The organism is Nonomuraea lactucae, from assembly GCF_003313395.1.
GTDB lineage: Bacteria > Actinomycetota > Actinomycetes > Streptosporangiales > Streptosporangiaceae > Nonomuraea > Nonomuraea lactucae.
In genome coordinates this window covers 1-9174 of sequence record NZ_QNFZ01000940.1, presented here as the reverse complement: position 1 = coordinate 9174, position 9174 = coordinate 1, and the positions used below count along the sequence as shown (strand labels likewise).

Below are 9174 nucleotides of genomic sequence, written 5' to 3'. Positions count from 1 at the left end.
GAACGCGGCGAGCGTGCGGCCGGGCCGCGCGCCGACCGCGATGACGCCGCCGACCAGGCGCTGCGCGGCCGGGCTCAGCGCCTCGGGGTGCACGGTGATCATCAGCAGCGACCCGAGATCGCGCGCATCCTTGATCGGCACCTCTTGCAGCTCCGCAGGCATGAGATGGTGCGCCTCGTCGACCACGACCCAGTGCGGGTGCCCGAGCGCGGTGCGCAGCGCGGTGAGCCGGGGGAGCAACTCGGTGAAGAACGCCGGCCGGTCCCGCAACGGCATCCCGATCATGTTCACCACGGCGCTGCGCTCGGGCGACTCCAGCAGCCGCAGCACCTCCTCGGCGCTCGGCGGCCGGTCCGGCTCGCCGAGCAGGGCCGCCTCCGGGAACTCCGCGTAGTCGCCCTCGGGGTCGATCACCACGCACTGGTGGCCGCCCTCGATGAGTCTTTCGAGCAGCGCGGTGGTGACGGTGGACTTGCCGCCGCCCGACGGACCTGCCACCACAAGCCCCGTCCCGTACGGCGGGAGCCGTACCTCTCCGTGGACGCCCTGCCCGAGCGGAACGTCGCGGCGGGGCACGTCGCGCTCGTCAAGCTCTCCTGACAGCAGCAGCTCGGCGAGCTCCACCACGCCCTCGCCGCCGCTCCCGCCGAGCGGCAGGTCGCACTGCCGCAGCAGGGACGGAACGGCGTTGGCGACGGCGGCACCGCATTCGGCGGCGGACAGGAAGGCGTGGTCGTTCTCGGCGTCGCCGACCGCGACCACGTTGCGCGGCGACAGGTCGAGCCGCTCCAGCCCGGCGGCCAGGCCGCTGGCCTTGTTCACGCCGGGGGGCAGCACCATCACCGCGCCCTTGTTCCTGATCACCTGTAGCTCCAGGCCGAGCTCGCGGATCGCGTCGTTCACCTGCTCGTCGTACGGCTCGCGGGTGGCCACGATCACCTGGCCGACGCCCAGCGGGGTCACCGCTTGCCGCCTCAGCCGTTCCACGAACTCCTCCGGAGGCGCTCCGGCCAGGGCGTCCCTGGTGCGCTGCGCCGGGTCGTAGAGCAGCGCGCCGTTCTCCGCCACCACCAGGTCGAACAGGTCGGCGTGCGGGAAGACCCGCAACAGGTCGTCCAGCTCGCGACCGGTGACCAGCAAGAGACGACGGCCCGAGCGGGAGACCCGCTCCAGTGCCTTGACCGTCTCGTCGGCCACCGTGCCCCGCGTGGCCAGGGTGTCGTCGTAGTCGCAGGCGAGCACGTGGTATCTCATGAGCGCGCCCCTACCCGGGAGCGGGCGGTCGAAAGGTCCGTCCGCGCCACCGGGCGCGTCACGGGAGCGGGCGCCACCGGCGTAGCGGAAGCGGTCACCGCCGGTTGGCGGCGCCGCAATCCGGGGGACACCGCGTGGACACCGCGGCGCAGGGGCGGGCGGCCATGCTGGCCCGATGCAGACGGAGCGCTACCCCACGTCTGTGCCCTTCCGCGCGGGCACGGACGGCTACCACACCTTCCGCATCCCGGCGGCCGTGGTCACGAAGGCCGGAACCGTGCTCGCCTTGGCCGAGGGCAGGCGCGGCTCGGCCGACGACCACGGCCACATCGACCTGGTGCTCAGGCGGTCAACGGACGGCGGCCGGACCTGGGGCCCGCTCCAGGTCGTGGGCCGCGAGCCGAACCGCGGCACGGTCGGCAACCCGTCCCCGGTGGTGACCTCCGGCGGCAGGATCGTGCTGGTCTCGGTGCGCAACGGGCCGGCCGCGACCGAGGACAAGATCAGGCGGGGCCAGGTGCCCGCCGCCCAGGGCCGCCGCGTGTACGTCCAGACGAGCGACGACGACGGCGTCACCTGGTCGGCGCCGCGCGAGATCACCGCCGGCGTGAAGCGCCCCGAGTGGCGCTGGTACGCCACCACGCCGGGCCACGCCGTCCAGCTGAGGCACGGCGCGCACGCGGGCCGCGTCGTCGTCCCGGCCAACCACTCGCTGCCGCCGACCGGCGGCGACAACGGCACCGAGGCCAAGTACAACGGCGGCCACGCCCTGCTGAGCGACGACGGCGGCCAGACCTGGCGCATCGGGTACGTCGACGACAACCCGGACGGCTACGTCAACGTCAACGAGACCACGGCCACGGAGCTGCCCGACGGCCGCCTCTACCTCAACACCCGCACCGACTCCACCGCGCCCGGCACCAGGGCCGACGCCTACTCGCCCGACGGCGGCCAGAGCCTCGAGCTGCCGTTCCGCCCGCAGGCCGGTCTGGTCTGCCCGGTGGTGGAGGGCAGCGTGCTGTGGCTGGACGAGCCAGGTGTGCTCCTGTTCTCCGGGCCGGGGATCCCCGACGCGAGGGCTGTGATGACGGTACGCGCGAGCCGGGACGGCGGCGTCACCTGGCGGCCCGCGCACACGGTGTCCGGCCTGCCGGCCGCCTACTCGGACCTGGTGCCGGTGGACGCGGGCACCGTGGGGCTGCTGTTCGAGACCGGCGACTTCGGGGCGTACGCGAGGATCGCCTTCCGCCGCATTCCGGTCGCCGAGCTGGCCTGATCGGGGTTTTCCGATTCGCCATTCTCGATGGTTCGGACACCCGAAATCCACTTACGGACACCGGATCGGATGCCCGTTCTGTAATGGTCGCCTGTCAGGCCGTGAGCCCGTGCCGTGGACGGCGTCGGGGTCACGGCTCGGTGGGCTTCTCGTAGCCCTCGTCCTCCCCGTACACCTCGTCCTGAGGGTCCTGCTCCGGCTGGTTGGCCGGGTCGGTGGGGGAGGGGGCGAACTCCTCGCCGAAGTCCGCGTCCTCGTACATCTGGGGATCCTCGCGCCGGTCGGCGAGAGGGCGGTCGTCGGCCTCTGACATGGGTCCTCCTGCGTGTGGCTTGCCGGTAAGGACCCCTGCCCGCAGCCGACAGGTCCATGTCAGCGGGGCGGTATGCCCGCCGCATCTCAAATGTCGCCGACTCATGGCCGATCGTATTCGTAATCGGGCCCTAGCCGTTTCCTGCGCGTGGGGATACCTTCCAATAAGGCTGCCTCGGGGGATCTTGCGGCCATTTATGTTGTTGGAGGAGTCATATGCGCATATCCGTTTTCAAGGGCGCCGCTGCCCTGATTACGGCGATCGCCCTGCCGCTCGCCCTGACCGGCCCGGCCGAGGCGAAGACGATCGACGAGGCCTTCGCCAGGCTCCTGACGAAACAGGTCACCGGGGCGAACGTCAAGAAGCACCTCGACGCCCTGCAGGCGATCGCCACGGCCAACGGGGGCAACCGGGCGGCGGGCACACCCGGCTACGCCGCCTCGCGCGACTACGTGGCCGGCAAGCTGCGCGGGGCCGGCTACAAGGTCACGCTGGACCCGATCAACTTCGTCCAGAGCTGGACCGAGAACAGCCCGCCCGCGCTGTCCCTGACCGCGCCGGGCCAGAAGACGTACACGCCGAACGAGGACTTCTACACCTTCCAGCCCTCACCCGCCGGCGACGTGACGGCGCAGGTGCAGGGCGTGGACCTCAAGCTCCCGCCGACCCCCACGCCCACCTCCACGAGTGGCTGCGAGACGTCGGACTTCGATGGCTTCGTCCGGGGCCGCATCGCGCTGATCCAGCGCGGCACGTGCGCCTTCGCGACCAAGATCCGCAACGCCGGTTTCGCCGGAGCGTCCGGCATCATCGTCTTCAACGAGGGCCAGACGGGCCGCACCGAGGCGTTCCCGCTGGACATCGGCGAGTGGCGGGCCGGCGTGCCGATGGTGTTCGCCGACTTCGCCGTCGGCAACGAGCTGGCCGCGACCCAGGGCGCGACCGTGCGCCTCAAGGTGGACGCCACCCTCAAGCTGGGCACCGACCACAACGTGGTCGCGGAGAGCCGGTTCGGCGACCCGCGCAACGTCGTCATGGTCGGCGCGCACCTCGACAGCGTCACCGAGGGGCCGGGCATCAACGACAACGGCTCCGGCAGCGCGGCCATCCTCGAGACGGCCCTGCAGATGAAGAAGTTCCCGGTGCGCAACAAGGTGCGGTTCGCGTTCTGGGCCGCCGAGGAGATCGGGCTGCTCGGCTCCGACCAGTACGTCGAGGGCCTGTCAAAGGCCGAACGCGACCGGATCAGGCTCTACCTGAACTTCGACATGGTCGCCTCGCCGAACTACGCCTACAAGCTGTACGACGGCGACAACTCCGACGGCGTCGGCTCCCCGGCGGGCCCGCCCGGATCCGCGCAGATCGAGAAGCAACTGGAGGCCTTCTTCGACGGCCGCAAACTGGGCCACGTGGGCACCGACTTCGACGGCCGTTCCGACTATGGCCCGTTCATCGCCGTGGGCATCCCGTCCGGCGGCATCTTCACCGGCGCCGAGGGCGTGAAGACGGCCGAGGAGGCCGCCCTCTTCGGTGGCACGGCGGGCGTCGCCTACGACCAGTGCTACCACCAGGCCTGCGACGGCATCGGCAACATCAACGCGACCGCGCTGGACGTGAACGCCGACGCGATCGCCGACTCCACCGCGAGGTACGCGTTCAACCTCCGGTCCATCCCGAAGCGTGAGGCCGCTCCCGCGGCGGCCCGCGTGGCCGTACAGGCCGCGAGCTGATCCTGGAGAAAGGCTGATCCTGGAGACAGAGAGGAGGGCGTTCGCCGTGGCGGGCGCCCTCCTTCGCGTCTCGGGCGCGTGTCCCCCCTCGGCCCCGCAGGTCTAGAAGCCGTTATCCGGGGAACTCGTTGTTCTTCCGGCGAGCCTGAGCCGGCGAGCCTGAGGAGGAGAGCGGTGACCACGGCGGAGAATGCGGGGCAGCAGGCCAAGGCGGCGGCGCGGCGGGCGGCCCGCCATCCGGCGCTGGCCCGGCTGACCAGGGTGGGACTGGCCTGCCGCGGCGTCCTGTACGCGCTGATCGGGGTGCTGGCGGTGCAGATCGCTGTCGGCGGGGGTGGGGGGCAGGCCGACAAGGGCGGCGCGATCTCCACGGTGGCGGGGCTGCCGTTCGGGTCCGTGGTCCTCTGGATCATGGTCGCCGGCTTCGCCGCGCTGAGCCTGTGGCAGGCGTCGGAGGCGCTGTTCGGCGGTGACAAGGCCCTCGACCGCGTCGAGGCGGTCCTCCGCACCGGCGTGTACGCCCTGATCGTGGTCACCCTGCTGAGCGTGCTGCTCGCCGGGCGGGCCATGTCCGAGGACAAGAAGTCGCAGGACGTGACCGGGAAGCTGCTCGACCTGCCGGGCGGGCAGCTGATCGTCGGGCTGATCGGCCTCGGCATCGTCGGCCTGGGCGTCTACTGGGTGCGTTCCGGGCTGACCAAGAAGTTCCGGGAGGACCTCGACGTGGGCCGGATGTCGCCACGGGCCCGGTCGGTGATGGAGCGGTTGGGCGTGGCGGGATACCTGGCCCGAGGCGCCATCGCCGGGCTGGCCGGGATCTTCGTCGTCCAGGCCGCGCTCACCTTCGACCCGGACAAGGCGGGAGGCATCGACGCCACGCTCCGGGCGTTCGCCGACACCCCGGCCGGGCCGTGGCTGCTGGCGGTGGTCGCGCTCGGGCTGCTGCTGTTCGCCGGCTACTGCTTCGGCGAGGCGCGCTGGCGCCGTACCTGACCTCCCGGGGACGGCGGCGCCGAACTTCGTTGAATGCGGAGAGTTACTGAATCATTACACTGGGTAGCAACAGGGTGGTCATCCGTTTGCCGAACCCCCCTGGAGGTCCCATGCCCCCCACCGCTCGCCGGCTGGCCGCCGGCACGCTGATGACAGGCGGCCTGCTGCTGCTCGCCTCCCCGGCCTCCCATGCGGTGGTCGACCCGGTCACGACAGTCACCTGCCTGGCCGGCTCCACCGCCGATCTCACGGGCCTGGTCGATCCGGCCAGCCCGGGAGTGCCCTCGGAGGTGCCCGGCGTCAACTGTCTCGCCCCCTGACGGCTGGCGCCGGGCCGCACGGGCGGCGCGGTGGACAACGCCGCGCCGCCCCCTCGACCGGTGCAGACGGTCGCCCCCCTAACTGGTGGAGACGGCCACCCACCAACTGGTGGAGACGTATACCCGCACGCCCACCGCCATCTCCTGACGAGACCCCCGCGATCCCCTGGAGGAGCTCCGTTGAACGTCCGAGCGCTCACCGCCTCGGCCGCCTTCGCGCTGGCCGTGGCAGCCGTACCCGCTGTCGCCCTACCCCCTGTCACCGCGGGCCTGCACGCCGCCGGGAGCGGCGATCCGGCGAGCCTCAACGTGCAGGCCATCGTCGACCGGATCAACATGAACATCCTCACGTCCTGACGATGCGGCCACTCCTGTCGGTGGCCGGCGCGCAGAGCGGGCCGCAGGGCCCGCTCAACCGTCTCGGCTACGTCATGTTCCTCAGCCGCTGGATCCAGGCGCCGCTCTACCTGGGGCTGATCGCCGCCCAGGTCGTGTACGTGTGGCGGTTCATGGCCGAGCTGCTGCACCTGATCACGCTCGGGTTCGGCGGCAGGCCCGCGGAGACCACCGTCATGCTCATCGTCCTCGGCCTGGTGGACGTGGTGATGATCTCCAACCTGCTGATCATGGTGATCGTGGGCGGCTACGAGACCTTCGTCTCCCGGCTGCGCATCGAAGGGCACCCGGACCAGCCCCAGTGGCTCTCGCACGTCAACGCCAACGTCCTCAAGGTCAAGCTGGCCATGGCGATCATCGGCATCTCGTCCATCCACCTCCTCCAGATCTTCATCAACGCGGCCCGACCGGCCGTCACGGACAGGGAGCTCCTATGGAAGACATTGATCCACCTGACCTTCATCGTCTCCGCGGTGGCGCTCGCGCTGATCGACCGGATCATGCAGGGCGGCCGTCCCTCGGCGTCCCACCGGACCGTCACCGGACAGGCCGACGTCGATGGCGAGCGGGTCGCCGCCTAGCCGCGCTCGCCTTCATGACGGCCGCCCTCACCCTCGCCCTCGCGGGGCCCCTGTCGTCCGTTCCCGCGCACGCCGACGAGCCCGCCCTCATGGGCGACGTGGTGGTCTTCAACGACGAGATCGTCGAACCCGTGTCGGCGCCGATCAGCACGTGTGGGGGCGCGCTGCCGATGTTCAGCACAGCCAGCAGCACCTGCGCGGACGCCTCCCGCGTCTCGGACGACGACGCCTGACCCCGCCTCCCGGGACCCGCCTCCCGGGACCCGCCTCCTGACGTCCGTCACCTGCCCCATGGCGCCTGCCTCCTGACGCAGTGCCTCGCGCGCGCCCGCCCCCACCGCGCCGCGTGGGGCGGGCGCTCCCCCAACCGCCGAGTGGCCACGCACGTGGCGGGGCGGTCTGGGCGCGTGGTGGGGGCGCCTGGGTGCGTGGGGGGACCCGAGCACGTGGTGAGGAACCGAGCACGTGGTGGGTGACCCGGTTGCGGGGCGGGCGACCGCGCACCGCGCCCGTGGTCGGATGGGGGGCCGGAGGGCGGTGGCGTCAGGCGGCCGCGCCGCTTCCGGTCGAGCCGGTCAGGTCCAGGTCCGTCGGTTCGTCAGGAGCGGTGGCGCGTTCCTGGAGGCGGTGGATCGTCAGATGGTCGCCCCAGCGCGCGATGGCGTCCTCGTCGGCGAAGGCGAGCGCGCGCATCATGTTGCCGCCGTCGCTGGCCTGGACCGCGCGGTACAGGCGCCGCCGCAGCGAGTCGGGCAGGTTGCTGGTGCCCGCCTCGATCGTGTCGCCGTAGTGCGCGGCGTAGGCGACTCCCGCGAAGCCGGTACGGCGCAGCAGCGTGCGCAGGGTCTCCGAGTTGTAGAACATCAGGTGGTTCTTGGTGAAGCCGCTCCACCCCGGCCCGTACGCCTTGAGCAGCAGGGACCGGGCGTTGACGGTGAGGATGAGCAGCACCCCGCCGGGCGCGAGCAGCTCGCGGAACCTGGCGAAGTCGTGGAGCGGCCGGGGCAGGTGGGCGAGCACCGACCAGAGGGTGATGACGTCGAACCCGCCCGCGGCGATCTCCGGCACGTCCTCGGGCGCCCCGAAGTAGGCCCGCGCCCGCTGCAGCCGCGCGTTGGCCTGGGCCACGGAGTCGGGCGACAGGTCCACCCCGTAGGCGTCGAACCCCCGCTGCTCGGCCAGTTCGAGGAACAGCCCGACGCCCGAGCCGAAGTCGAGCAGCCGCCGGCCCATCCCTTCGTCGAACACCGGCGAGAAGGCGTTCATCGTGAGGTTGTAGCGGCGCTGCCGGTTGGCCGCGTACGTGCCGCTCAGGAACCCGCTGTAGCCGCTGGAGTAGAGGTCGCCGAGCCGTTCGGGCCGCACGTTGGGATTGCGGTAGAGGAAGCCGCACGACGGGCAGCGCACCACCTGGTAGCGCCACCCCTTGCCGCTCTCCCTGCCGCCCTCCGGCTCGAACATCGGCTGCTGGCGCGGCTCACCGCACATCATGCAGCTCAGGAACTCCTCGATCTCGCCCAGCGGCCTTCCGGACCGGTAGTCGTCGAGGGAGATCACGGGTGTCCGCCGGACCCGCCACCACCACTGTGCCTCGCGGAGCAGCCGTTCGCCCGGTCGTACGTACACGCGCTGCCCCCAGGGCACGCGGTCGTAGCGGGAGCCGTAGAACACGCTGCGTAGCAGCCGTCGTGCAGGGAGCATTGCGAACACCTCGAAAGCGTGGAATGCCCTGGGACCTCCCCTGCCTGGATTGCGAATATTCCATCGGTTCGGTCAAGACGGCGTCGCAGGTGATACTGTTTGGTCACTCGCCCAAGGCGATCGGCCAGGGCGAATGACCAAAAAGGAGGTAGTCGTGCCGGAGGTCTCGGCCGAACGAGGGCGGGCGACCCGGGAGCGCCTGCTCGAAGCCGCCGTCTCCCTGATCGGCGAGGTCGGGTGGAGCGGCGTCTCGACGCGGATGGTGGCGCAGCGGGCCGGGGTCAACGCGGGAGTGGTGCACTACCACTTCGCGTCGGTGTCCGACCTGCTCGTCGCCGCGGGTGTGGGCTTCGCCCGGGAGATGCTCGACCAGGTGGGGACTGGGCTGTCGCGGCAGCCCAGCGTGGAGGCGGGGCTCGACTGGCTGCTCGGTGAGATCTCCCGCTACGGCGGCGCCGACCCGGCCTCGCTGCTGCTCGCGGAGATGTTCCTGGCGGCCGGCCGCCGGCCCGAGCTGCGCGACGAGCTGGCCGCCCTGGTGACGGGGTTCCGGGCGTGCGTCGCCGGTTGGCTGCGCGAGCGCGGGCACGGCGCGGGAGCCGAGGCGGGG

General features: G+C 71.5%; 11 protein-coding genes. 8 read left to right on the top strand and 3 right to left on the bottom strand.

The features are described 5' to 3' along the window. Positions 1-1254 (bottom strand): HAD-IIB family hydrolase (locus tag DQW85_RS32755; RefSeq protein WP_162795559.1); only part of this gene is annotated, 1254 nt, incomplete at its 3' end. A 175-nt stretch (positions 1255-1429) separates the two neighbouring features. Here DQW85_RS32755 and DQW85_RS32750 point away from each other — a divergent pair. Further along, a complete protein-coding gene (locus DQW85_RS32750) occupies positions 1430-2530 on the top strand; it encodes a sialidase family protein (protein WP_113703649.1) in 1101 nt (366 codons plus the stop codon). Between the two features lie 130 nt (positions 2531-2660). Here the strand turns inward: DQW85_RS32750 and DQW85_RS32745 are convergent, their stop codons facing one another. Further along, entirely contained in the window at positions 2661-2843 is a 183-nt protein-coding gene (locus DQW85_RS32745; protein ID WP_113703648.1) for a hypothetical protein, read from the bottom strand. A gap of 215 nt (positions 2844-3058) precedes the next feature. Here DQW85_RS32745 and DQW85_RS32740 point away from each other — a divergent pair, with 215 nt between their 5' ends. The 6 genes from DQW85_RS32740 to DQW85_RS32720 all read left to right on the top strand — a co-directional run bounded on the left by DQW85_RS32740 (position 3059) and on the right by DQW85_RS32720 (position 7096). Then, entirely contained in the window at positions 3059-4573 is a 1515-nt protein-coding gene (locus tag DQW85_RS32740) for a M28 family metallopeptidase (protein ID WP_113703647.1), read from the top strand. Positions 4574-4747: 174 nt separating this feature from the next. Continuing rightward, on the top strand, positions 4748-5566 hold the full coding sequence (locus tag DQW85_RS32735; protein WP_113703646.1) for a DUF1206 domain-containing protein: 819 nt from the start codon (positions 4748-4750) through the stop codon (positions 5564-5566). 110 nt (positions 5567-5676) lie between these two features. Beyond that, complete coding sequence (locus DQW85_RS32730) at positions 5677-5886, top strand: hypothetical protein (RefSeq protein ID WP_113703645.1); 210 nt, start codon at positions 5677-5679, stop codon at positions 5884-5886. 180 nt (positions 5887-6066) lie between these two features. Then, the gene (locus tag DQW85_RS44960) at positions 6067-6243 is read left to right on the top strand and encodes a hypothetical protein (protein WP_162795558.1); all 177 of its coding nucleotides are present in this window, start codon (positions 6067-6069) and stop codon (positions 6241-6243) included. Between the two features lie 2 nt (positions 6244-6245). Further along, complete coding sequence (locus DQW85_RS32725) at positions 6246-6863, top strand: TIGR00645 family protein (protein WP_113703644.1); 618 nt, start codon at positions 6246-6248, stop codon at positions 6861-6863. A gap of 14 nt (positions 6864-6877) precedes the next feature. Then, entirely contained in the window at positions 6878-7096 is a 219-nt protein-coding gene (locus DQW85_RS32720) for a hypothetical protein (RefSeq protein WP_113703643.1), read from the top strand. A 310-nt stretch (positions 7097-7406) separates the two neighbouring features. Here DQW85_RS32720 and DQW85_RS32715 read toward each other — a convergent pair whose 3' ends face one another. Then, the gene (locus DQW85_RS32715) at positions 7407-8564 is read right to left on the bottom strand and encodes a class I SAM-dependent methyltransferase (protein WP_113703642.1); all 1158 of its coding nucleotides are present in this window, start codon (positions 8562-8564) and stop codon (positions 7407-7409) included. A gap of 154 nt (positions 8565-8718) precedes the next feature. Here DQW85_RS32715 and DQW85_RS32710 point away from each other — a divergent pair. After that, positions 8719-9174, top strand: a 456-nt coding sequence (locus tag DQW85_RS32710) for a TetR/AcrR family transcriptional regulator (protein WP_162795557.1), incomplete at its 3' end; no start/stop codon positions are given.

Bases quoted from the DNA above. Each gene is read 5' to 3' on its own strand.
- DQW85_RS32715 (WP_113703642.1), bottom strand. From the start codon at position 8,564: ATGCTCCCTGCACGACGGCTGCTACGCAGCGTGTTCTACGGCTCCCGC.
- DQW85_RS32740 (WP_113703647.1), top strand. From the start codon at position 3,059: ATGCGCATATCCGTTTTCAAGGGCGCCGCTGCCCTGATTACGGCGATC.
- DQW85_RS32750 (WP_113703649.1), top strand. From the start codon at position 1,430: ATGCAGACGGAGCGCTACCCCACGTCTGTGCCCTTCCGCGCGGGCACG.
- DQW85_RS32720 (WP_113703643.1), top strand. From the start codon at position 6,878: ATGACGGCCGCCCTCACCCTCGCCCTCGCGGGGCCCCTGTCGTCCGTT.
- DQW85_RS32745 (WP_113703648.1), bottom strand. From the start codon at position 2,843: ATGTCAGAGGCCGACGACCGCCCTCTCGCCGACCGGCGCGAGGATCCC.
- DQW85_RS32725 (WP_113703644.1), top strand. From the start codon at position 6,246: ATGCGGCCACTCCTGTCGGTGGCCGGCGCGCAGAGCGGGCCGCAGGGC.
- DQW85_RS32730 (WP_113703645.1), top strand. From the start codon at position 5,677: ATGCCCCCCACCGCTCGCCGGCTGGCCGCCGGCACGCTGATGACAGGC.